Genomic DNA, 23,517 nt, shown 5'->3' on the forward strand with positions numbered 1-23,517 from the left:
TAATCCGGCTTACAATATACTGCGATTCTTGTGGGCCCGGTAAGCGTAGCGCTATCGGGCAAACAGGCGGCAGCAATTTTAAAGAGCAACCTGCATGTCTAAATCAGTACAGAGTAACAGTGCGGTGCTGGTGCACTTCACCCTTAAGCTCGACGATGGCTCCACCGCGGAGTCAACCCGCAATAACGGCAAGCCTGCGCTGTTTCGCCTGGGCGACGGTTCTCTGTCTGAAGGACTGGAACAACACCTGCTGGGGTTAAAAGAAGGTGATAAAACCACTTTTGCTCTGGAGCCGGATGCCGCCTTCGGCGTGTCCAGCCCGGACTTAATTCAGTATTTCTCGCGTCGGGAATTTATGGACGCGGGCGAGCCAGAAATTGGCGCTATCATGCTCTTTACCGCAATGGACGGCAGTGAGATGCCTGGTGTGATCCGCGAAATCAACGGTGACTCGATCACGGTTGATTTCAACCATCCGCTGGCCGGGCATACCGTTCATTTTGATATTGAAGTGCTGGAAGTCGAACCGGCACTGGAGGCGTAAAATGCAGATCCTGTTGGCCAACCCGCGCGGTTTTTGCGCTGGCGTAGACCGCGCTATCAGCATTGTGGAAAACGCGCTGGCTATTTACGGCGCACCGATTTATGTCCGTCATGAAGTGGTGCATAACCGCTATGTGGTGGATAGCCTGCGCGAGCGCGGCGCTATTTTTATTGAGCAAATCAGCGAAGTACCGGATGGCGCGATCCTGATTTTCTCCGCTCATGGCGTGTCTCAGGCGGTGCGTAACGAAGCCAAAGGCCGCGACCTCACGGTTTTTGATGCGACCTGCCCGCTGGTAACGAAAGTGCATATGGAAGTTGCCCGCGCCAGCCGTCGCGGTGAAGAGTCAATTTTAATTGGTCACGCCGGGCATCCGGAAGTTGAAGGCACGATGGGCCAGTACAGTAACCCGCAGGGGGGAATGTATCTGGTCGAATCACCTGAAGATGTGCTGAAACTGAATGTAAAAAATGAAGGCAAATTGTCCTTCATGACGCAGACTACTCTCTCCGTTGATGACACCTCTGACGTCATTGACGCGCTGCGAAGCCGTTTCCCGAAAATTGTCGGGCCGCGCAAAGACGATATTTGTTATGCCACGACCAACCGCCAGGAAGCGGTCCGTGCGCTGGCAGAGCAGGCCGATGTTGTGCTGGTGGTCGGCTCGAAAAACTCTTCTAACTCCAACCGTCTTGCTGAACTGGCCCAACGAATGGGGAAAGCGGCGTATCTGATTGACGATGCGACCGATATCCAGGAAGCGTGGGTGAAAGAAGCCAGGTGCGTGGGCGTGACGGCCGGTGCCTCGGCGCCTGATATCCTGGTGCAAAATGTGATTGCTCGCCTGCAGGAGCTTGGCGGTGGGGAAGCTATTCCGCTGGAAGGGCGTGAAGAAAACATCGTTTTCGAAGTACCGAAAGAGCTGCGTGTGGATGTTCGTGAAGTAGAGTAAGTCTTTCCGGTTACGATTATGAGAAGATGCCAGACTTAACGTCTGGCATTTTTTTATGGAGAAACCATGCGCTTACCGATCATTCTTGATACCGATCCCGGCATTGATGATGCTGCCGCTATTGCCGCCGCGCTGTTTGCCCCTGAGCTGGATCTACAACTGATGACCACGGTAGCAGGTAATGTGTCGGTGGAAAAAACCACCCGTAATGCATTGCAACTGCTGCACTTCTGGAATGCGGATATTCCACTGGCGCAGGGGGCATCGATGCCGCTGGTGAGACCGCTACGAGATGCCGCTTCCGTACACGGTGAATCAGGTATGGAAGGGTATGAATTTGTCGAACACGACCGCCAGGTGATGGCAAAACCTGCCTTCCAGGCCATTCGCGATGCGTTGATGCATGCCCCGCAGCCTGTGACGCTGGTGGCAATTGGCCCCCTGACCAACATTGCGCTGCTGCTGACTCATTATCCTGAATGCATATTCAACATTCACCGTCTGGTGATTATGGGCGGTTCTGCCGGGCGCGGGAACTTCACGCCAAACGCCGAGTTTAATATTGCTATTGATCCCGAGGCCGCCGCAAAAGTCTTCCAGAGCGGGCTGGAGATTGTGATGTGCGGGCTGGATGTCACTAATCAGGCCATGCTCACCCCTGACTACCTGGCGACGTTGCCGCAGCTTAACCAGACGGGAAAAATGCTGCACGCGCTGTTTAGCCATTACCGTAGCGGCAGTATGAATACGGGGCTACGAATGCACGACCTGTGCGCTATTGCCTGGCTGGTGCGCCCGGAACTGTTTACCCTGCAGCCGTGCTTCGTGGCGGTTGAAACCCAGGGGGAATATACCTCGGGTACGACGGTGGTGGACATTGAAGGACGTTTAGGGCATCCGGCAAATGCCCAGGTCGCGCTGGGGCTGGACGTTGAGGGGTTCCAGCAGTGGGTGGCAGAAGTACTGACGCTGGCACCTTGAGGCTGTGATCTGGCCCGCAATATGCAGATAGCGATAGCAGGTTAATCGATTAATCTGCTAATCTGATCCTGTTGTTCTCCTCGGGCCGGAGACACATATGAACCTTTCTTTTATCCAGCCACCGCAGGTGGCGTGGGCAAGCGGCGCTTTAGCTGATGGCCTGTTATTGCGTAAATCCACCCGTATTGAGGATCTTCCAGACGTTTTTGCCGATGAACACGCCCGTCAACAGCTGGTTGGCGAGCAGGTCGTGTATGACGTCGAGATGCTGGATACCTCTCCCGCTGAAGGTGAACTCTACACCGGTGTTACCCATCTTTACCCTGGCCGGGTCGGCTGTGAGTATTTTATGACCCGCGGGCATTTCCATGCGCGCCGCGAACAGGGGGAAGTCTATTTTGGTCTGCGTGGCACCGGTTTGCTGCTGTTGCAAACTGAGCAGGGCGACGCGAGGCTGGAAAAAGTATTTGCGGGATCTGTCCACATTATCCCCGGCTTTACCGCGCATCGGTTAATCAACACCGGGGAAGAGGTTCTGTCGGCGCTCGCCGTATGGCCAGGGATTGCGGGTCATGATTATGCAGCGCTCGCCAGCGGCTTCAGAATAAGGGTCTTTGAGGAAAATAAGACGGTTCAGGCGAAGGAGGTACAGAATGGGTGACTTAGCGCATTCTTACGGCCTGGATATGACGGTCCATCATCACCCGCTTGGTTTTAGCTATGGGGATGAGGTTACCGGGCCGATGCCGGAGATTCGTCAACTCGACCAGATTCGCGCCTCGCTGCGCGATCCGCACTGTGAAGGGCCGCAAGAAGTGTATGCCATAGCGATGGATGTGGCGCGAATGCAGGATCGCGAAGAGTTGAAAAAGCGGATGCTGTTGTTTGGCGTGGTGACCTATGCGGCGGGACGGCTGGGAGAAGAGCCGGTGCGTAGTCAGGGACATATTCATCGTATTAGTCAGCACAGCGGCTGGTCTCCGCCAGAGCTTTATGAAATCTGGCAGGGAAAAGCGATCATTTATATGCAGGAATATGTTGAGGATGACCCAGGCCGCTGTTTTGCTGTAATTGCCGGACCCGGTGAGAAAGTGTTGGTACCACCCGGTTGGGGGCATGCGACTATATCCGCAGACCCGGATGTACCGTTAACCTTTGGCGCGTGGTGCGATCGTGAATATGGTTTTGAGTACGACGCCGTGCGTGCGCATAAAGGACTGGCATGGTATCCGCTGCTGCAGGGCAACAACGTTATCTGGCAGCATAATCCGCGTTACATCCCTGGACGACTGCAGGCCGTTACGCCCAGACAATATACGGAATTCTCGATTACCTCCGCACCTGTTTATCAACAATTCATCGAGGACCCGGCGCGTTTCCAATTTATCTCACGCCCGGACAAGCACCCCGAGATATGGCAAAACTTTCATCCATAAAAAAACCGGGGCATAGCCCCGGTTCTACCGTTTTCTGTGTGTTATCCCGCAAACAGGCCCGTGGCAACGCCGAGGGCGGCCAGTATCAACAGTAAAATCATCGCTTTCACTGGTGATACACCGCGCTTGGCCATCAGATACCAGGTACCAAGCACCACAATCAGCGGCAGTAACTGCGGGAAGATACCGTCCAGCATCTGTTGAACATGGATATTCACCCCATCTTTGGTAATAAACTCCAGCCCGGTGCCAAGCTTAACGTAGCTGGCCGCCACGCCCCCCATGACAAACACACCCAGCAGCGATAACGCTTCACGCAGACGGGCAGACTTGCTGCTCACCAGCATTTCCACCGAGCCAGAACCCATTTTGTAGCCTTTCAGGAACAAGAACCACGAACCGGGAATGATGATGGCCAACCAGGCAACGGTATAAAACAGCGGCCCCAGAATGTTACCGCCGGCCGCCAGGGCCATGCCGATGCTGAGCAGGATAGGGATCAGCATGCCTGGGATCATTGAATCGCCGATCCCGGCAATAGGGCCCATCAGGCCAACCTTCAGGGTATTGATGGTCTCCCCATCGATCGGTTCACCGTTCGCTTTTTTCTCCTCCAGCCCCAGCACCATGCCGTTTACGATCGCGCCTATCTGGGGTTCCGTATTATAGAATGAGGCATGACGGCGCAGCATTTCAGTACGTTGGGCTGCGTCGGGATAGAGCTTTTTCGCCACCGGAAGCATACTCAGACAAAAGCCAAAAGATTCCAGACGTTCAAAACTCATCGATGACAAGTTGTGCATCATCCATGCGCGCCAGCAGCGGCGAAGATCTTTACGCGTAAGTGTACGTTCTTCCATCAGAATTCATCCTCATCATCATCGGCTACCGACTTTGCATTCGCGGCCTGCGGCGGTTCCGGTTTGTAGTTGTAATGGATCAACGCCAACAGCGAACCGACGATCACCAGCGCGACCATGTTGAGTTTTAAAAATACGATGCAGACAAAACCGACGAGGAAGTAGATCAGCATGGTGTAGTTTTTGATGATCTGCTTCAGCAAAATCGCGATCCCGACGGCGGGTAAAATGCCGCCCAGTACGTTCATCGTTGACAGAACTATTTTCGGCAAGCTGTCCATAAAACCGCTGATGTATTGCGCGCCGAAGTAAACCGCAATAAAAGTTGGCACAAAACGCAGGACAAAGTTTGTCACCTGTGGCCAGATGGCGCTGTTCAGGTAAATACCGCGTTCGTCACCCCGTTCCAGCGCCACATCTGCCCGGTGATTCCAGAAAGAGTTCAGTACCATCATCGCGTTAAACAAAATGGTTCCGGCGATACCGATGGTCGCAGCCAGCGCGACCGCGACCTCGGGGCCTTTTCCTGAAAGGATCCCTAGGGCGATTGCGGGGTAAGCAACAAAGTTGAGATCGGCCGGCATCGAACCGCCAGGCGTTACCATCGCGATATACACCGCCTGAACCGCGACGCCAATCATGATCCCGGTTTTAATGTCGCCGAGAATAATCCCGACCAGCATTCCAGAAATCAGCGGGCGGGTGATCAGATACCAGCCGCCGGTCAGCCCCAGAAGCCAGGGACTGCTGAGGGCGCCGAGATAGCAAAGTATGCCAATCAACGTAGCTTCGATAATCATCGTGCGCTCCTTATTTCAGCTTCTGACGTGCGTCCTGCCAGCTGTAGCAACTGGCATCAGGAACCAGGCGAAACTCAACCAGGTGCCCATGTTGCGTCAGCCAGTCAAAGGCGGCAATTTCATCCCCGTTGACCGACTGATTCGGGCCGATGGTGGTGGTATCAGCACGCGCGCTCATCGGACCTACATTAATCTTGCCGTTGGCATTTTTCAGGCTGATACCTGCTTCTTCAATGCGTTTGAGCGTGACGGGGGATTTGCCAATGACGAAATAACGTTTCTCGCTGGCAATGACTTTTGGCAATTTTTCAATCGCGGTGGCCGTATCAAACAACCAAACTTTGGTGTCCTGTACGGCGCCTTTCATCACCGAAGAGAGCAAAGGGTCGGCCGCGACGGCGTCGTCTATAGCGACGATCCCATCACAGGGCAGCTCTTTGGCCCAACGTGTCACGAGCTGCCCATGGATTACGCGGTCATCGATACGTACAAAAGAAATACTCATAGTGGTTTCCTTTAAAAATCGTCGGACTGAACGGATAAAACCGGGGCGGCTTTAATCAGCGTGGGTATCGTCAGCGCCAACAGCTCGACGGCTGCGGCGTGAACATCCGTTAAATGGCAAATCTCCTCGCTTTGTAACAGCATCGGGAAATTGACCCCCGCTACGACGGCAACGGGAGGAACCGTTTGTGAAGAAAAAGCATGATGGCAGGCGACATTCCACGGCGTACCGCTTTGTATGTCACACAGCACCAGTACGCCGTCAGCGTCTTTTCCGGCACTGGTGAGAACCTGAGAGAACGTCTCTTTAAACCCTTCGATACCTGCCTGTTCACTCAGCGTGACGGGGTAAACATGCGGTAATTCTCCATAAACCATACGACCGCTGGCGAGAAGCGCGTCCGCCAGGGGACCATGGGTGGCAACAATTACGTTAATCATGCGCTTATCCTCTAACCCAGGCTTTAATCGTGGCGAGCTGTTGACCGACGCCTTTGCCAAACGGTGAAATACGATATTCTCCGACGGCGGCAGGGATGATAAAGGTCTCTGCATAGTTGACGACAAACGGGGGAAACGCGCCGCTCGGGCTTTCAACAACGGCCTGCGCACCTTCGACCAGGTTCAGGACGTTGACGCCGCCATGGGTATGGTGAGTGACCGGTGCCGTAAACCAATGGCGACGCGTTTCGATAAATTCGCGTTCGTGCATTCCGGTTCTTTCTTCCCGCCAACCCTCTCCTTCAGCCAGGGGTTCAATACGGTTGACGAGGTTGTCGTGCACCCATTGCGTGTCGCGCTGCCAGTCAATAACCTGCTGACCGTGATCCAGATGCACCGGACGCGGTAAGCCGTCTAACCCTAAGCGGCCCCAATCCCACAGCTTGAAGGTGAAGATATAGGGCGTTGCGCTGATCTCCAGCACCATGGTTCCTGCACCCGAGCAGTGTACGGTTCCGGCGGGGATCAGGAAGTGATCGTGTTTATGTGCGGGGATCTGGTTAACGAATCGTTCATCATCAAAGGTTTTTTCGCCACGACCCGCGGCCCGGAGGTCGTCGAGCATATCCTGCGGTGCGATCCCGGTTTTGGTCCCGAGATACACCACGGCGTCCGGCTCGGCTTCGAGAATGTAGTAACTCTCATCCTGGGTATAGTGCATACCAAACTGCTGTTGAATGTACTCAGTGAGCGGATGAACCTGAAAGCTCAAATTCTGGCCGCCAATAGTGTCGAGGAAGTCAAAACGGATCGGGAATTCCGCGCCAAAGCGTGCGTGAACTTTTTCACCCAGCAGGGGGCGGGGACAGGTCAGCACCAGATCCTGAGAGGGGATCTCGATCCGCACGTTGCCAAAACGCAGTAACAGGCTGTTTTCCTCGGGCACGCAATCAAAACACCACGCGTAATTGGGGGCTGAGGGATCGAGATCGAAGCGTTGTTTCATCCATTGCCCGCCCCAGACGCCTGGGTCAAAGAAAGGGGCAACGCGAAACGGTTGTTCGGTGGTTTGTTGCAGACCGGCGCGTAACGCGTCGCCGCTGACCATCGCGGGACTATTTTCTACCGTGGTATCGAGCAAATAATCGGCGCGTTTGAGTAACGGCGTTTTGTGTTTGTCGAATACCCGCCATTCAATGAAAAAAGCACGTTTGTAACGACGAAGAATATCTTCATCCTGGTTTTCTGCACCCCAGTTACCCAGCCCGTTATGACGCATACGCTGTTGAATTTCCCAGCGCGGAAGATCGGCATAAACCAGTACGTCACCAGGGTGTGCCAGCGCAGCGCCCGAGCCGTACACGACAACCAGCCCTGTGGTAACGGCATCAATCTGTTGGCGGAGTTGGCTGAGTTTGTCGCTATCAAAAAATTCATCCAGGTGATGACAGGAGAGAACGCCGAATACGCGATCGTCGGTAAGGTTACGCGCCAGTAAATCATGCAGGGCCTGCTCATCGCGGCGGGCGGATTCAATATTCAGCACCAGTGCGGTATCTAATGTCGTAACAAGCTGTTGCTCCAGCTCGTCAAGCCGCACGCCCGGATAGCAATCCACGATCAATACGGTTTTGGCGGCGGTAGAAACCCTGGTGTTAAGCACTGAATGAATTGACGACCAACCCTGCCAGGCGTGGTTGTCATAGCCCTGAACGTTAACCTCAGGGAATTTATTATAGGTTGTACGCATATTCTGTCTCCGTGTTGGCTTATTTAAGATTAATCGATTAACCTTATTTTCATAGTGTGGTTAACGCGATTAACCCGCCATAATCAGAATCCAGTGCGGTGAAATGCACGTTAGCGTGATGTGAATCACACGTAAAAAGGCAATATTTCGGTTATTCGATTAACCTTCGAAATAAACAGGAGAGGTCATGACTACAGTCACGCTGGCGCAGGTTGCTGAACGCGCGGGAGTCTCCACGGCAACCGTTTCAATGGTGTTGCGTAACCGGGGGCGCATTTCTCAGGCCACACGTGACAGGGTGCTCAAAGCGCTGGATGATGCCGGCTACGTTTATAATCAAACCGCCGCCAACCTGCGTAACCGGAGCAGTAATCAGGTCGGATTGTTGTTACACGATATCACTAACCCTTTTTACGGTGAGATGACTGCAGGGCTAAGCCATGAGATGGAGCGGCATGACCTGCTTCTGTTTCTGGCAAACAGTGAAGAGTCAGGAGAAAGGCAGCAAAAATTTGTCGACTCGTTGATGCGCAATAATGCCTGCGGCATGGTGCTCTGCGCGGCGCGCGAAACACCGACCTCCTTCTTCGAGGCGCTGAAAAGGCGCAATATTCCCGCCATCATGGTGGTTCGCCCTCTTAGCGACCCTGATTTTGATTTTGTGGGAACCGACAACTTTCTCGGTACGCAAATGGCCACCACCCATTTAGTCAAAATGGGGCATAAGAATATTGCGTTTATCGGTGGTAGCCCAAGTTCCGGGAGCCGGGCACAGCGTATCGGTGGATTCACCAGCACGTTGCTGGAGCAGGGAATATCGCCGAATCCGCAATGGATAGTGGCGACACAGGCCAGCCAAATTGACGGCGCAAAAGTGGCAGAGTCGCTTCTTATGCGGTTCCCGGAAATTACCGCCGCCGTTTGTTATCAGGATATTGTGGCGCTTGGGGTTATGCAGGCATTACGTAAAATGGGGCGTGAACCAGGGCGCGATTTTGCGCTGGTGGGGTTCGATGACATCACTGAAGCGGCGCTGGTACAACCTGCGCTCACCACCGTGTCGGTGGCCGCAAAAGAGATAGGTCGCAAGGCTGGAGAGCTACTTTATAGTCGCATTCAGGGAAATGACGAACCTCCGAAACGCATTATTCTGCCGCCTGCGCTGGTGGTCAGAGAATCATGTGGTTTTCGCTGATCGTCATGCCTTTTACTGATATCTCTCCCTGTTTATCATTAAATTCTAATTATCGACGTTTTCGGCTGGCGGCGCAGCGATGTGCTGGTTAATCTGAAAACGATTTACGTAAAATTAACAAAAGAGAATAGCTATGCATGATGCACAAATCCGCGTTGCCATCGCGGGAGCCGGAGGGCGCATGGGGCGTCAGTTGATTCAGGCCACTCTTGGCATGGATGGCGTACAGCTCGGCGCGGCGCTGGAGCGCGAAGGTTCTTCTTTGCTGGGAAGCGATGCCGGAGAATTAGCGGGAGCCGGTAAAACGGGCGTTACCGTGCAAAGTAGTCTTGAGGCGGTGAAAGATGATTTTGATGTTTTCATCGATTTTACTCGCCCGGAAGGCACGCTGGCGCATCTGGCGTTTTGCCGCCAGCACGGTAAAGGGATGGTGATTGGCACCACTGGCTTTGATGACGCGGGCAAACAGGCTATTCGTGATGCTGCGCAGGACATTGCTATCGTTTTCGCCGCGAACTTTAGCGTTGGCGTTAACGTTATGCTTAAGCTGCTGGAGAAGGCGGCGAAAGTGATGGGTGATTACACCGATATTGAGATTATTGAAGCCCATCACCGTCATAAAGTGGATGCGCCGTCAGGCACTGCGCTGGCGATGGGGGAGGCGATTGCCGGGGCGCTGGATAAAGATTTAAAAGAGTGTGCCGTCTATTCGCGTGAAGGTTACACCGGTGAGCGCGTACCCGGTACGATCGGTTTTGCCACGGTGCGGGCGGGAGATATCGTTGGTGAGCATACCGCGATGTTTGCCGATATTGGCGAGCGCATTGAGATCACGCATAAAGCCTCCAGCCGCATGACCTTTGCCAATGGCGCAGTACGATCGGCAATTTGGCTGAAATCAAAGTCAAACGGTCTTTTTGATATGAAAGATGTGCTTGATTTACGCAGTTTATAACTTTTATTACCCTTCGTGATGTGGTTATTGTAATCATAACTATTTGATTACATAGGGCAATATTTTATTGCCCTTTTATTTTTCGCTTTTTAATTTGATTTTTTATTTAATGGCCTGTTTATTGGTGTTTTACTGGATTATTTTGTTATCTCAATGTAAATTTTGACCAAATGGTCCACTTTTATCTATCGCGCTTCCTGTTTTTACACTCTTTATCTTCCGCAAGCGTTTTCCACCCCAAGTTAGCTGATCTTTTTGCCTGTTAAATCGTGTGTTTTATCCCAGTGGCGTAAAATAATAATAAAAAATGCCCTTTTGGGTAGACTTTTACGTGGGCTATCTCTAGAATGCCGCCGTTTGCCAGAAATCCATAGGTAAGCAAATTTGCATTGATTCATGAGGTGTTAATGAATTAATATGCAAATAAAGTGAGTGAATATTCTCTGGAGGGTGTTTTGATTAAGTCAGCGCTATTGGTTCTGGAAGACGGAACCCAGTTTCACGGTCGGGCCATAGGGGCAACAGGTTCGGCGGTTGGGGAAGTCGTTTTCAATACTTCAATGACCGGTTATCAAGAAATCCTCACTGATCCTTCCTATTCCCGCCAAATCGTCACTCTTACTTATCCTCATATCGGTAATGTCGGCACTAATGAAGCCGATGCAGAATCTTCTCAAGTACATGCGCAAGGCCTGGTCATCCGCGACCTGCCGCTGATTGCCAGCAACTTCCGCGATACCGAAGATCTCTCTTCTTACCTCAAACGCCATAATATTGTGGCAATTGCCGATATCGATACCCGTAAGCTGACGCGTTTGCTGCGTGAAAAGGGCGCACAGAACGGCTGCATTATCGCGGGTGATAACCCGGATGCGGCGCTGGCGCTGGAAAAAGCGAAAGCCTTCCCGGGTCTGAACGGCATGGATCTGGCGAAAGAAGTGACCACCGCGGAGCCTTATAGCTGGACGCAAGGTAGCTGGACGCTGGCCGGTGACCTGCCGGAAGCTAAATCCGCCGATGAACTGCCGTTCCACGTAGTGGCCTACGATTTCGGCGCTAAACGTAACATTCTGCGTATGTTAGCGGATCGCGGCTGCCGCCTGACGGTTGTGCCGGCGAAAACCTCTGCTGAAGATGTTCTGAAGATGAATCCGGACGGTATCTTCCTGTCCAACGGTCCTGGCGATCCGGCGCCGTGCGACTACGCGATTACCGCGATTCAGAAATTCCTCGAAACCGATATTCCGGTATTTGGCATCTGCCTCGGCCATCAACTGCTGGCGCTGGCAAGCGGTGCGAAGACCATTAAGATGAAGTTTGGCCACCACGGCGGCAACCATCCGGTAAAAGATATTGATAACAACACCGTGATGATCACCGCTCAGAACCACGGTTTTGCGGTCGATGAGGCCTCCATGCCTGCCAACCTGCGCGTGACCCACAAGTCGCTGTTTGACGGCACCCTGCAGGGGATTCATCGTACCGACAAACCGGCGTTCAGCTTCCAGGGGCACCCTGAAGCAAGCCCGGGTCCACACGACGCTGCGCCGCTGTTCGACCACTTTATCGAGTTAATTGAGCAATACCGTCAGTCCGCGAAATAATCAGGAGTAAAAGAGCCATGCCAAAACGTACAGACATAAAAAGTATCCTGATTCTGGGCGCGGGTCCGATCGTTATCGGTCAGGCGTGTGAGTTTGACTATTCCGGCGCGCAGGCGTGTAAAGCCCTGCGCGAAGAGGGTTATCGCGTTATTCTGGTGAACTCCAACCCGGCGACCATCATGACCGACCCGGAAATGGCCGATGCCACCTACATCGAGCCGATTCACTGGGAAGTGGTACGCAAAATCATTGAGAAAGAGCGCCCGGATGCGGTGCTGCCAACCATGGGCGGTCAGACGGCGTTGAACTGTGCGCTGGAGCTGGAACGTCAGGGCGTACTGGCTGAGTTCGGCGTGACCATGATTGGCGCGACGGCGGATGCTATTGATAAAGCGGAAGACCGTCGTCGCTTCGACATCGCGATGAAAAAAATCGGTCTCGATACCGCACGTTCAGGCATCGCTCACACCATGGAAGAAGCGCTGGCGGTTGCCGCTGACGTCGGCTTCCCGTGCATTATCCGTCCGTCTTTCACCATGGGTGGCACCGGCGGCGGTATCGCCTACAACCGCGAAGAGTTTGAAGAAATTTGCGAACGCGGTCTGGATCTTTCCCCAACTAACGAACTGCTGATTGATGAATCGCTGATTGGCTGGAAAGAGTACGAGATGGAAGTGGTGCGTGATAAAAACGACAACTGCATCATCGTCTGCTCCATCGAAAACTTCGACGCGATGGGCATCCATACCGGTGACTCCATCACCGTTGCGCCAGCCCAGACGCTGACTGACAAAGAATATCAAATCATGCGTAACGCCTCGATGGCGGTGCTGCGTGAAATCGGCGTTGAAACCGGTGGTTCTAACGTCCAGTTTGCGGTAAACCCGAAAAACGGCCGACTGATTGTTATCGAGATGAACCCGCGCGTCTCCCGCTCCTCGGCGCTGGCGTCCAAAGCAACCGGCTTCCCGATTGCTAAAGTCGCAGCCAAGCTGGCGGTAGGTTACACCCTCGACGAACTGATGAACGACATCACCGGCGGGCGGACTCCGGCTTCGTTTGAGCCGTCCATCGACTACGTTGTGACGAAAATTCCACGCTTCAATTTCGAGAAATTTGTTGGCGCTAACGACCGTCTGACCACCCAGATGAAATCTGTCGGTGAAGTGATGGCGATTGGCCGCACCCAGCAGGAGTCTCTGCAAAAAGCGCTGCGCGGTCTGGAAGTGGGCGCGACCGGCTTCGACCCGAAAGTAAGTCTGGATGACCCGGAAGCGCTGACCAAAATCCGCCGCGAGCTGAAAGACGCGGGCGCCGAGCGTATCTGGTACATCGCCGATGCTTTCCGTGCTGGTCTGTCCGTCGATGGCGTGTTCAACCTGACCAACATCGACCGCTGGTTCCTGGTGCAGATTGAAGAACTGGTGCGCCTGGAAGAAAAAGTCACAGACCTTGGCATCAACGGCCTCGACGCTGACTTCTTGCGCGTACTGAAGCGCAAAGGTTTCGCCGATGCGCGTTTGGCGAAACTGGCCGGCGTACGCGAAGCGGAAATCCGCAAGCTGCGTGACCAATATAACCTGCACCCGGTCTACAAGCGCGTGGATACCTGCGCGGCAGAATTTGCCACCGACACCGCTTACATGTACTCCACTTATGAAGACGAGTGCGAAGCGAATCCAACTCAGGATCGCGACAAGATTATGGTGCTGGGCGGTGGTCCAAACCGTATCGGTCAGGGCATTGAATTCGACTACTGCTGCGTACACGCCTCGCTGGCGCTGCGCGAAGACGGTTACGAGACCATCATGGTCAACTGTAACCCAGAAACCGTTTCTACCGACTACGATACCTCCGACCGTCTGTACTTCGAGCCGGTAACGCTGGAAGACGTGCTGGAAATCGTGCGCATCGAGAAGCCGAAAGGCGTTATCGTGCAGTACGGCGGCCAGACTCCGCTGAAGCTGGCGCGTGCGCTGGAAGCGGCAGGCGTGCCGGTTATCGGCACCAGCCCGGATGCTATCGACCGTGCGGAAGACCGTGAACGCTTCCAGCAGGCGGTTGACCGTCTGAAGCTGAAACAACCGGCGAACGCCACCGTGACCGCCATTGAAATGGCGGTTGAGAAGGCGAAAGAGATTGGTTACCCGCTGGTGGTGCGTCCGTCCTACGTTCTCGGCGGCCGCGCGATGGAAATCGTCTACGACGAAGCCGACCTGCGTCGCTACTTCCAGACCGCGGTCAGCGTTTCTAACGATGCGCCGGTACTGCTGGACCGTTTCCTTGATGACGCGGTAGAAGTGGACGTGGACGCCATCTGCGACGGCGAAATGGTGCTGATTGGCGGTATCATGGAGCACATCGAACAGGCGGGCGTGCACTCCGGTGACTCCGCATGTTCTCTGCCTGCGTATACCCTGAGCCAGGAAATTCAGGATGTGATGCGCCAGCAGGTGCAGAAACTGGCCTTCGAACTGCAGGTTCGCGGTCTGATGAACGTCCAGTTTGCGGTGAAGAATAACGAAGTTTACCTGATTGAAGTGAACCCGCGTGCGGCGCGTACCGTTCCGTTCGTCTCCAAGGCAACGGGCGTACCGCTGGCGAAAGTCGCGGCGCGCGTGATGGCCGGGAAAACGCTGGCACAGCAGGGCGTCACCAAAGAAGTTATCCCGCCGTACTACTCGGTAAAAGAAGTGGTGCTGCCGTTCAACAAGTTCCCGGGCGTTGATCCGCTGTTAGGGCCAGAAATGCGCTCTACTGGTGAGGTGATGGGCGTGGGCCGTACCTTCGCGGAAGCGTTCGCCAAGGCACAGCTCGGCAGCAGCTCCACCATGAAAAAACAGGGGCGTGCGCTGCTCTCCGTTCGCGAAGGCGATAAAGAGCGCGTGGTTGACCTGGCGGCGAAGCTGCTGAAGTTTGGTTTCGAGTTGGATGCGACGCACGGCACCGCGATTGTGCTGGGCGAAGCGGGTATCAATCCACGTCTGGTGAACAAGGTGCATGAAGGCCGTCCGCACATTCAGGACCGTATCAAGAATGGTGAGTACACTTACATCATCAACACTACAGAAGGCCGTCAGGCGATTGAAGACTCCAAGCTGATTCGCCGCAGCGCACTGCAGTACAAAGTGCATTATGACACCACCCTGAACGGTGGTTTCGCAACGGCGATGGCGCTGAATGCCGATGCTACCGAGAAGGTGACCTCGGTTCAGGAAATGCACGCGCAGATCAAAAAGTCATAAAAAAAAGGCCCGGTGATAATTGCGCTAACCGGGCCTGCAATATAATTGGGAAAGGGTTTCTGTAAAGAAACCCTTTTTTATCTCTCATAAGGTCATTCCTGGCCAACCGCGCTTTCATAACCACATTTTCAATGTAATAAGCACGATATTGCTCACACTAATCAACATTCAAGTCGCATACTATCCATTATATCCACAATTTTAATATGGCTTAGTTTTTATTAATTTGGACAGGCCGTAGCCAGATTTTTAATTTGTGAAATGGTGTGCTTATGTGTGAAAAATATGTTGAAAGACCGCTTTATTTGTTAATTGCTGACTGGATGATGGCTGAAGATCGTTGGATCACAGCAAAGGAAATTTCCCGCCATTTTGATATTGAACACTGCAAAGCAATTAATACGCTCTCTTATATTCTGTCGGAAGTGGGAGAAATTGTTTGTGAAGTTAAGATGATCCCTAATCAAATTGCAGGCCGCGGCTGCCAGTGCCAGCGTTTGGTGAAAGTCATTAGTATTGATTCTCATCTCTACAGACGATTGAATCACAATTTGCAGGAAAAAAAGGTGAGTGTGGCGAAAACGCCGCGACTGCCAGCGGTTCCCCCAACAGAGCTTAACCGTGAGCAGAAATGGCAGATGATGCTCTCCAAGAGCATGCGTCGATAATGGTGATTTGCCGGATCGGCGTGAGCGCTTCTCCGGCATAAATTACCGTGCTGATTTTGGCTTTACGTCCGTCGTGCCTTTCAGGCGCGGCCGGTTTTTTTCGACCTGCGTTAATGGCAAGGTTTCGTGTAGTCCTGTTTGGCAGCGGATTGCAAGGTCCTGATATTCTTTGGTGTTCAGCCGTTTCCAGTCCAGCTCCTGGTCCGTGACTTCACGCAGTACGCGAACCGGTGAACCAACCAGCATCTGCCTTGCCTCTCCCTGAAATCCGGCTTTGACAAAGCTCATGGCAGCGACAATGCTCTCTTCGCCAATCACCGCGCCGTCCATAATCACGCTGTTCATGCCAATCAGCGCATCTCTGCCCACCACGCAGCCGTGCAGAATTGCGCCATGGCCGATGTGTCCATTCTCATGCACGATAGTGTCGGTGTCGCAGTAGCCGTGCATGATGCAGCCATCCTGCAGGTTAGAACCGGCTTCCAGAATCAGGCGACCATAGTCACCGCGCAATGAGGCGTGTGGACCAATATAAACCCCGGCCCCCACAATGACATCGCCAATCAGCACAGCGCTGGGATGGACATAGGCATCCGGATGTACCACCGGAATCAGGCCCTCAAAGGCGTAATAGCTCATTGTCTTATCTCGGTTTTATTGCCGGATTGCGGCGTAAATACCTTATCCGGCATAGGCACATTAACGACCTTTCCATACCGGATCGCGTTTTTCCGCAAATGCCTGTGGTCCTTCGAGTGCATCTTCCGAGTGCAGCACCGATGGATAGTGCTTCAGCACACCGCTGCGGATGTACCGGTAGCCTTCTTCCACCGGCATTTCGCTGGTTGCACGGTAAATCTCTTTCAGCGCGGCGATAGCCAGCGGGGCGCTATTCACCAACTGCTGTGCCAGTTCGCGCGCGCTATCCATCAGTTCACTCTGGCTGACAACGCGGTTGACGATGCCCCAGCGCAGTGCTTCTTCGGCGCTCATTCGTCTGCCGGTCATCACCATTTCGTTGACGATAGCTGGTGGCAGCAGTTTAGGTAGACGCAGTACGCCGCCGCTGTCAGGCACGATCCCGAGTTTTGCTTCCGGCAGCGCGAAGCTGGCATTTTCCGCACAGACGATAAAATCCGCCGCCAGCGCCAGCTCAAAACCGCCGCCAAACGCGTAGCCGTTTACCGCGGCGATGACCGGCTTATCGAGGTCGAAAATTTCGGTTAAACCGGCGAAGCCGCCTGGGCCAAAATCGGCATCTGGCGCTTCACCTTCGGCCGCCGCTTTTAAGTCCCAGCCCGCAGAAAAGAATTTCTCTCCGCCGCCGGTGATAATTGCTACGCGTAATTCCGGGTCATCACGAAAATTAAGAAAAGCTTCCCCCATTGCAAAGCTGGTTTTAGCGTCAATGGCATTGGCTTTAGGCCGGTCAAGGGTAATTTCCAGGATCGGGCCGTTACGGGTCAGATGTAATGATTCACTCATAGTTCATCTCCAGATAATTAGGTTTCCCGGCCGGAGGAATTCCGACCGGAAGGGTTATTTCAGATTTTTTTTGATTATTTTTCCTGAACAATTGCGCGGCAGGTCGGTTCTTATCTCCATAAAAGAAGGAACCTTGAATTTCGCCATATTGTTTTCGCAGAAGCTAAAGAACTCAGCTTCGCTTAATGTTTCACCCTCATTAAGGACGATAAAAGCTTTAATGGCTTCATCACGGATCGAGTCTTTAATACCGACAATCACAATGTCCTGAATTTTCGGATGCGCAGAAATAATATTTTCCAGCTCGACGCAGGAGACATTTTCCCCACCGCGTTTAATCATGTTGCAGCGTCTGTCGACGAAATAAAAAAAACCGTCCGCATCCTGGTAACCCGAATCACCGGTATGTAACCACCCTTCAGGTTCCAGCGCTTTGGCAGTAGCGTCGGGTTGCGCGTAGTACTCTTTGAAGATTGTTTTTCCCGGCACGCCTTTAATGCAGATTTCGCCAATTTCTCCGGCGGGCAGGGGACGGTTGTGATCGTCACGGATTTCGGCTTCATAGCTAAAACCCACGCGACCAATAGAAGGCCAGCGCCGTTTGTCTCCAGGGCGATCGCCAATAATGCCCACGATGGTTTCGGTCATGCCGTAGGAGGTCAGCAGTCTGACGCCAAAGCGGTCGATAAAGGCATCTTTTTCCTGTTCGGATAAATTGAGATAGAACATCACTTCGCGTAGGTGATGCTGTCTGTCCGTTGGGGCTGCGGGTTGGACCATCAGCGTTCTGATCATCATCGGGATGCATTCGGTGACCGTCGCCTGATATCTACGCACCTGATCCCAGAACGCCCTGGCGCTGTACTTCTCCACCAGCACAAAGGTGCTGCCTGCGGAGAATGCGGCCATGGCAGCCGTACACTGACAGTCGATATGAAAAGCGGGCATCACCGTCATATAGACGTCATCATCGCGCAGAGCGATTTGCCAGGAGGTGTAGTAGCCCGCAAAGCGCAGGTTGTAGTGGGTAATCACCACCCCTTTAGGCCGTGAGGTGGTGCCTGAGGTAAACAGAATTTCCGCCGTATCGTCAGTGGATAACGCAGGCGTATAGCACAGATTAGTCGACTGGCGGGCTTGCAGTTGGGTAAAGTGGCTCACGCCGTCGTCAACCGGAAGCTGCTCGCCAATCAGACAGATATGATTAAGCGGAGTGGTATTTTCCAGCCGTATCTGGCGGTACATAGGATAAAACTCGGCACTGGTGACCAGCAGGCTCACATGGCTGTTTTGCAGGATCCAGGCGCTCTCTTCGCCCAGCAAGCGGGCATTAATCGGCACCATAATGGCGCCAATTTTTGCCAGTCCAAACCAGCAAAAGATAAATTCCGGACAGTTATCCAGATGCAATGCGACCTTGTCGCCCTTGCGGATCCCTAAGGAATGGAAAAGGTTCGCCGTGCGGTTTATCTCTTCATTGAGCGAGGCATAGCTATACTGCCGAACGATTCCTTCGCAGGATTCGAAAATTAACGCCGTTTTATCTCCGTACACCCCGGCCAGGTCGTCCCACATCTGACGTAAGTTTTGTCCGCCAACGATATCCATAATGCTTTATCCACTGAAATCAGGCGTGAGCGCTAACCAACCAGCGGGTCAGCGCGTCGCGTTTATTCCTCAACTCTGGCCAGGCCTTTGCCGACCAGCTCATTTATGTCTGCTTCGCTATAACCAATGTTTTTCAGAATGGCGGTGGTATCCATGCCGTGTGACGGCATGCCACGCCAGATTTTCCCCGGGTTGTTTTTAAATTTCGGCATGATGTTCGGCCCTTTGCAGGTGCGGCCGTCCATCGTTTGCCACTGAGTAATGGATTCACGGGCAACGTACTGCGGGTTGCCTTCCAGTTCAGGAATGGTCAGTACCTTCGCGCAGGCGATATTCAGCTCAGCAAAGCGCGCCTGGACTTCGGCGATGGTGTGCGTTGCCAGCCAGGCGTCCAGTTTCTCTTCCACAAGCGGGCCGTAAGGGCATTCCACGCGATGGATAAGCTGGGTACCTTCCGGGACTTCCGGTGTGCCAAGAATGTGGGCGAGGCCAATATCATTGAAGCACTCGTTGATTTGCGTGATGCCGACCAGCTCCATGACGATATAGCCATCGGCGCATTTATAGAGACCGCAGCCAGCGTAATACGGGTCTTTGCCTTTGGTCATGCGTGGACAAATTTCGCCGCCGTTGAAGTAGTCCATCATGAAGTACTGACCCATACGCAGCATCACTTCGTACATGGCGATATCAATGCTTTCACCCTTACCCGTTTCGCGTACTTTGTGCAGGGCTGCCAGCGCTGCTGTCGTTGCGGTCATCCCGGAGAAGTAATCGGCGGTGTACGGGAAGGCCGGCATCGGCTGATCAACATCACCGTTTTGGATCAAATAGCCGCTGAACGCCTGCGCGATGGTGTTATATGCCGGAAGATTGGTGTACTCCTCGGTACCAAACTGGCCGAAGCCGGAAAGGTGGGCGATAACCAGTTTCGGGTTATGTTCCCACAGCACGTCATCGGTAATGCCGCGGCGAGCAAAGGCGGGGCCTTTACTGGCTTCAATGAAAATATCGGTGGTTTCCATGAGCTTCAGAAACGCTTCCCGGCCTTCATCTTTGAAAATATTCAGCGACAGGGCGTGCAGGTTGCGGCGTGAGAGCTGTGGATAGTTAGGTTGCACGCGGATGGTATCGGCCCATGCGACGTTTTCAATCCAGATAACCTCAGCACCCCATTCGGCGAACATCTGTCCGGCGAACGGGCCGGCAATTTCGATCCCTGAAAAAACCACGCGTAACCCGGCAAGTGGGCCAAAGGTGGGCATTGGTAAATGATTCATAATTTTGCTCCTGGCATTTTTTGTAGGCCCGGTAAGCGCAGCGCCACCGGGCATGTTGCCGGATGGCGGCGTAAACGCCTTATCCGGCCTACGAATCGTGCTGAATTAGCGGTATTGCTTGAGTACCGCACGACCCAACGTCAGGATCTGCATTTCATCAGAGCCACCAGAAACACGGTCAACGCGCAGATCGCGCCAGAAACGCGTGATGCGATGGTTACCCGCGATACCTACACCGCCCAGCACCTGCATGGCGGTATCGACCACTTCAAACGCGGCGTTGGCGCAGAAGTATTTGCACATTGCCGCATCGCCCGAAGTGATGGTGCCGTTATCCGCTTTCCATGCCGCTTCAAGCAGCATGTTTTTCATGGAATTCAGTTTGATCGCCATATGCGCGAACTTCTCCTGAATCAGCTGGAAGCGGCCGATCGTTTCGCCAAACTGCACGCGCTGATTGGCGTAGCGCGCGGCGTCTTCAAAAGCGCACATTGCCGTACCGTAGTTGGTCAGCGCGACGAGGAAACGTTCGTGATCGAACTCTTCTTTCACGCGGTTGAAACCATTACCTTCCCGACCGAACATGTCTTTCTCGTCCAGTTCAACGTCGTCAAAGGTGATTTCACAGCAGCTATCCATGCGCAGACCGAGTTTCTCCAGCTTGTTGACCTTGATACCCGCTTTGCTCATGTCAACGAACCACTCGGTGTAAACAGGTTTATCCGGCGATGCACCATCTCTCGCCATAACCACGATGTACGGGGTATAGGCGCTACTGGTGATAAAGCACTTACTGCCATTAAGATAAACCTTACCATTTTTACGTGTATAAGTGGTTTTCAGGCTGCCAACATCCGATCCCGCTCCCGGTTCGGTGATGGCAGAGTTCCACATCTGCTTACCGGTGCCCTGGAACGCCATGATTTTATCGATTTGTTCCTGAGTCCCTTCACGCAGGAACGTGTTAAAACCGCCCGGTAACTGGTACAGCACGTAGGTTGGTGCGCCCAGGCGTCCGAGTTCCATCCAGACTGCAGCGACGGTAACAAAACCCGCTTCCAGTCCACCGTGTTCTTCAGGAATCAACAGGCTATCGATGCCCATATCCGCCAGTGCTTTAACAAAACGCTCAGGGTAGACGCTGTCGCGATCGCACTCGGCAAAATAAGCTTCCCAGTTCTCACTGGCCATCAGTTCACGAATACCGGCGACAAACAGCTCCTGCTCGTCATTTAAGTTGAAATCCATCTTTCAGCCTCTTGATCAATTGGGTTAATAAGAATTACTTGTCTTTCCAGTGCACTTTGGCGTCTTTAATAAAGGACAGCGTCACCATGATGTTGACGAAGAACAGCGGACATCCTCCGGCGATAATCGCGGTCTGAATCGGCTTCAGCCCACCCAGCGCCAACAGAACGATACCGATGATGCCGACCAGAACGGACCAGCCGATACGCACTAACAGCGGCGGTTCTTCACCATCGCGGACTTCACGACAGGTGGACATCGCCAGGGTGTAAGAGCAGGCGTTAATCAGCGTCACGGTGGCAATAAAGCAGAGGATGAAGAATCCCCACATGGTGGCGGTGCTGAGCGGTAGAGCAGCCCAAGTTTCGATAATGGCGCGCGCCACACCGTGTTGTTCAATCAGCTGCGGGATATTGAGAACGTTTTTATCCATCAGCAGCAGCGTGTTGCTGCCAAGGACTGTCCACAGGATCCAGGTCGACGCGGTCAGGCCCAGCACCATCCCGAAGCACAGTTCACGGACGGTACGACCACGCGAAATACGGGCCAGGAAGATACTCATCTGGATGGCGTAAATGACCCACCACGCCCAGTAGAAGACGGTCCAGCCCTGTGGGAAGCCGCCTTTACCGATGGCATCGGTATAGAACAGCATGCGCGGCAGATACATCAACAGCATGCCGACGGAGTCGGTGAAGTAGTTCATGATGAAGCTGGCGCCGCTGACGATAAACACCCAGCCCAGCATCAGGAAGCTCAGATAGCTACGCACGTCGCTGGCGATCTTGACCCCTTTTTGCAGGCCGCAGGCCACGCAAATGGCGTTCAATATGATCCAGCAGGTAATGATGATTGCGTCTAGTTGCAGCGTATGCGGAATACCGAACAGATACTGCATGCACTCGGTTACCAGCGGAGTGGCCAGACCGAGGCTGGTACCCATCGCGAAGATCAGCGCCACCAGATAGAAGTTATCGACGATGGTGCCGAACAGCCCTTTCGCATGCTTCTCGCCCACTAACGGTACCAGCGTGGAGCTGGGACGGATGACGTCCATCTTGCGCACAAAGAAGAAGTAGGCGAAAGCCACAGAAAGGAAACTGTAGGTTGCCCACGGCAACGGTCCCCAGTGGAACAGGCTGTACGCCAGGCCCAGCTCTTTCGCAGCCGTAGAGTTAGGCGCGAGAGCAAACGGCGGGGTGGAAATGTAGTAGTAGATCTCGATGGAACCCCAGAACAGCACCGCGGCGGATGTACAGGAAGCGAACATCATAAAAATCCAGCTGGTGGTACTAAACTCTGGTTTTTCGTCGCCTAATTTCTTTTTGGCATACGGGCCAAAGACCAACCAGAACCAGCCGAAGAGCATGACGACCATATACCATTCAAATGCCCAGCCCCAGACATTGGTGACATAACTGAATACCGCATTAATAACGACGTTAGCGGCATCAAGATCTCTTACAGTTAGCCAACAAAGTATCCCAACTATTATTAATGGCGGAAAAAAAACCTTCGGTTCAATTCCCGATTTTCTCTTTTCATTTTTCATAAGTGAATTCCAGTGTGAAAACGAAACTTATTTAGCGTGCCCGTGCATGATCGTTTGTTTATTTATTATTAATGATTTGTTGATAACTTTTTAACCTCTGGGAGCGCCTCAGTGAGTAACCCATAATGAGTATTCATATCGGGTGGTTCTGTTATCTTCGTCACACTTTTTTATGCTGAGTAATTAGCTCAAAAATTTGATATTTTTTGTTTATAATCAATTTGTTGTCTGTGGTTTTTTAACTTTTTTAAGTGACTGGCGTTCAATATTGTTGAACCCGCAGACAATATTGAAAATTTTCATATTTGACGTGATTCTTTCAATATTGGTGAGGTGCATAACACTATTGAAAGTTACGAATTTCAATGTGTGACATTTTCAATATTGGTGATTAAGGTTTTATTTCCGA

At 53.0% G+C, this 23,517-nt stretch carries 21 protein-coding genes; 10 read left to right on the forward strand and 11 right to left on the reverse strand.

Annotation, left to right across the window (positions count from 1 at the left end):
• Positions 1-94: 94 nt before the first annotated feature.
• From fkpB to OGV65_RS01335, 5 genes are all read left to right on the forward strand, one after another.
• Complete coding sequence (fkpB, locus tag OGV65_RS01315) at positions 95-544, forward strand: FKBP-type peptidyl-prolyl cis-trans isomerase (protein ID WP_003018929.1); 450 nt, start codon at positions 95-97, stop codon at positions 542-544.
• 1 nt (position 545) lies between these two features.
• Entirely contained in the window at positions 546-1,496 is a 951-nt protein-coding gene (ispH, locus tag OGV65_RS01320) for a 4-hydroxy-3-methylbut-2-enyl diphosphate reductase (protein ID WP_047500149.1), read from the forward strand.
• A 66-nt stretch (positions 1,497-1,562) separates the two neighbouring features.
• Complete coding sequence (rihC, locus tag OGV65_RS01325; protein ID WP_016155659.1) at positions 1,563-2,477, forward strand: ribonucleoside hydrolase RihC; 915 nt, start codon at positions 1,563-1,565, stop codon at positions 2,475-2,477.
• A 97-nt stretch (positions 2,478-2,574) separates the two neighbouring features.
• A complete protein-coding gene (locus OGV65_RS01330) occupies positions 2,575-3,138 on the forward strand; it encodes a glucose-6-phosphate isomerase family protein (RefSeq protein ID WP_047414460.1) in 564 nt (187 codons plus the stop codon).
• Positions 3,131-3,913, forward strand: a complete 783-nt coding sequence (locus OGV65_RS01335; RefSeq protein WP_049281589.1) for a glucose-6-phosphate isomerase family protein — start codon at positions 3,131-3,133, stop codon at positions 3,911-3,913. The genes OGV65_RS01330 and OGV65_RS01335 overlap by 8 nt, the downstream gene beginning before the upstream one ends.
• A 41-nt stretch (positions 3,914-3,954) precedes the next feature.
• Here OGV65_RS01335 and OGV65_RS01340 read toward each other — a convergent pair whose 3' ends face one another.
• The 5 genes from OGV65_RS01340 to OGV65_RS01360 are packed head-to-tail and all read right to left on the reverse strand — an operon-like array spanning position 3,955 to position 8,268.
• On the reverse strand, positions 3,955-4,773 hold the full coding sequence (locus tag OGV65_RS01340; RefSeq protein ID WP_016151643.1) for a PTS system mannose/fructose/sorbose family transporter subunit IID: 819 nt from the start codon (positions 4,771-4,773) through the stop codon (positions 3,955-3,957).
• The gene (locus tag OGV65_RS01345; protein ID WP_016151644.1) at positions 4,773-5,573 is read right to left on the reverse strand and encodes a PTS mannose/fructose/sorbose/N-acetylgalactosamine transporter subunit IIC; all 801 of its coding nucleotides are present in this window, start codon (positions 5,571-5,573) and stop codon (positions 4,773-4,775) included. Before OGV65_RS01345 ends, OGV65_RS01340 begins: the two co-directional genes overlap by 1 nt.
• 10 nt (positions 5,574-5,583) lie before the next feature.
• Positions 5,584-6,078 (reverse strand): PTS sugar transporter subunit IIB, encoded by a 495-nt coding sequence (locus OGV65_RS01350; RefSeq protein WP_003837349.1) that lies wholly within the window; start codon positions 6,076-6,078, stop codon positions 5,584-5,586.
• 11 nt (positions 6,079-6,089) lie between these two features.
• Positions 6,090-6,518: a PTS sugar transporter subunit IIA gene (locus OGV65_RS01355; RefSeq protein WP_286454517.1), complete on the reverse strand. Its 429-nt coding sequence runs from the start codon at positions 6,516-6,518 to the stop codon at positions 6,090-6,092.
• A 4-nt stretch (positions 6,519-6,522) separates the two neighbouring features.
• Positions 6,523-8,268 carry a class I mannose-6-phosphate isomerase gene (locus OGV65_RS01360; RefSeq protein ID WP_016155664.1) on the reverse strand — a complete coding sequence of 582 codons (1,746 nt, stop codon included), beginning with the start codon at positions 8,266-8,268 and terminating at the stop codon, positions 6,523-6,525.
• Between the two features lie 187 nt (positions 8,269-8,455).
• Between OGV65_RS01360 and OGV65_RS01365 the strand changes: the two genes are divergently transcribed.
• The 5 genes from OGV65_RS01365 (at position 8,456) to caiF (ending at position 15,935) form a co-directional block, all read left to right on the forward strand.
• Positions 8,456-9,463, forward strand: a complete 1,008-nt coding sequence (locus OGV65_RS01365) for a LacI family DNA-binding transcriptional regulator (RefSeq protein WP_016151647.1) — start codon at positions 8,456-8,458, stop codon at positions 9,461-9,463.
• 133 nt (positions 9,464-9,596) lie between these two features.
• The gene (gene dapB, locus OGV65_RS01370; protein WP_016151648.1) at positions 9,597-10,418 is read left to right on the forward strand and encodes a 4-hydroxy-tetrahydrodipicolinate reductase; all 822 of its coding nucleotides are present in this window, start codon (positions 9,597-9,599) and stop codon (positions 10,416-10,418) included.
• A gap of 455 nt (positions 10,419-10,873) precedes the next feature.
• A complete protein-coding gene (carA, locus tag OGV65_RS01375; protein ID WP_003018918.1) occupies positions 10,874-12,022 on the forward strand; it encodes a glutamine-hydrolyzing carbamoyl-phosphate synthase small subunit in 1,149 nt (382 codons plus the stop codon).
• A 17-nt stretch (positions 12,023-12,039) separates the two neighbouring features.
• The gene (carB, locus tag OGV65_RS01380) at positions 12,040-15,267 is read left to right on the forward strand and encodes a carbamoyl-phosphate synthase large subunit (RefSeq protein ID WP_047498316.1); all 3,228 of its coding nucleotides are present in this window, start codon (positions 12,040-12,042) and stop codon (positions 15,265-15,267) included.
• A gap of 272 nt (positions 15,268-15,539) precedes the next feature.
• On the forward strand, positions 15,540-15,935 hold the full coding sequence (caiF, locus tag OGV65_RS01385; protein ID WP_016151651.1) for a carnitine metabolism transcriptional regulator CaiF: 396 nt from the start codon (positions 15,540-15,542) through the stop codon (positions 15,933-15,935).
• Between the two features lie 42 nt (positions 15,936-15,977).
• Here the strand turns inward: caiF and caiE are convergent, their stop codons facing one another.
• From caiE to caiT, 6 genes are all read right to left on the reverse strand, one after another.
• Positions 15,978-16,574, reverse strand: a complete 597-nt coding sequence (gene caiE / locus OGV65_RS01390; protein WP_094760786.1) for a carnitine operon protein CaiE — start codon at positions 16,572-16,574, stop codon at positions 15,978-15,980.
• Positions 16,575-16,634: 60 nt separating this feature from the next.
• Entirely contained in the window at positions 16,635-17,420 is a 786-nt protein-coding gene (gene caiD, locus OGV65_RS01395) for a crotonobetainyl-CoA hydratase (protein WP_000004376.1), read from the reverse strand.
• A 54-nt stretch (positions 17,421-17,474) separates the two neighbouring features.
• Positions 17,475-19,028, reverse strand: a complete 1,554-nt coding sequence (caiC, locus tag OGV65_RS01400) for a crotonobetaine/carnitine-CoA ligase (RefSeq protein WP_286454518.1) — start codon at positions 19,026-19,028, stop codon at positions 17,475-17,477.
• A gap of 62 nt (positions 19,029-19,090) precedes the next feature.
• Positions 19,091-20,308, reverse strand: a complete 1,218-nt coding sequence (gene caiB / locus OGV65_RS01405) for an L-carnitine CoA-transferase (RefSeq protein WP_286454519.1) — start codon at positions 20,306-20,308, stop codon at positions 19,091-19,093.
• Positions 20,309-20,413: 105 nt separating this feature from the next.
• A complete protein-coding gene (caiA, locus tag OGV65_RS01410; RefSeq protein ID WP_003018898.1) occupies positions 20,414-21,556 on the reverse strand; it encodes a crotonobetainyl-CoA dehydrogenase in 1,143 nt (380 codons plus the stop codon).
• A 34-nt stretch (positions 21,557-21,590) separates the two neighbouring features.
• Positions 21,591-23,108, reverse strand: a complete 1,518-nt coding sequence (caiT, locus tag OGV65_RS01415) for an L-carnitine/gamma-butyrobetaine antiporter (protein ID WP_047498325.1) — start codon at positions 23,106-23,108, stop codon at positions 21,591-21,593.
• Positions 23,109-23,517 lie beyond the last annotated feature (409 nt).

It is taken from the genome of Citrobacter sp. Cb004, from assembly GCF_030337065.1.
Classification (GTDB): Bacteria; Pseudomonadota; Gammaproteobacteria; order Enterobacterales; family Enterobacteriaceae; genus Citrobacter; species Citrobacter braakii.